Genomic DNA, 750 nt, shown 5'->3' on the forward strand with positions numbered 1-750 from the left:
TGCGGCTGGATATAGATGAGACCTCGGTACATAACAGCGTACAAATGGCGCATAGTCGGTTGGCAGAGCTATTGGAGCATGAACATGCCTCACTGGCACTAGCTCAACGTTGCAGTGGGGTTGCCAGTGGTACACCGTTGTTCAATACACTGTTGAACTACCGACATAATGCGCCACTGGCGGCTACCGATAACATGATGGAAGGTGTCGAATTCCTTGGTGGGCAGGAGCGTACCAATTACCCGTTTGCCCTGTCGGTGGAGGATTTTGGTGATGCGCTGGGGCTGACAGCGCAAGTGATACGACCGTTTAGCCCTGAGCAAATATGTGGTTACATGCAACAGGCATTGGAAAGCCTGGCGGAAGCGCTGGAACACACGCCGGGCAGGCCGGTTCGGGCATTGGAAATTCTGCCGGAAGCGGAACGTACGCTGTTGTTAAAAACCTGGAACGCGACAGAAACTGTCTATCCAGACCAGTTATGTATTCATCAGTTGTTTGAACAACAGGTGGAGAGAACGCCTGATGCCACAGCACTCATATATGAAGAGCAGACACTCAGCTATGCTGAACTGAATGTCCGTGCTAACCGATTGGCTCATGAATTGATCGTTTTAGGTGTCGTACCAGACCAGAGAGTTGCAATTTGTGTGGCCCGTTCACCGGCAATGGTAGTGAGCATATTGGCCGTGTTGAAAGCCGGCGGGGTTTATGTACCGCTAGATCCGGCCTATCCGGGAGCGCGTTTGG

Annotated in this window: 1 protein-coding gene; it reads left to right on the forward strand. The window is 52.1% G+C overall.

From position 1 onward, the window contains the following. Window positions 1-750 (forward strand): AMP-binding protein (locus tag OO184_RS24930; protein ID WP_265381452.1); only part of this gene is annotated, 750 nt, incomplete at both ends.

Source organism: Photorhabdus aballayi (assembly GCF_026153155.1).
In the GTDB taxonomy this organism is placed as follows: Bacteria; Pseudomonadota; Gammaproteobacteria; order Enterobacterales; family Enterobacteriaceae; genus Photorhabdus; species Photorhabdus luminescens.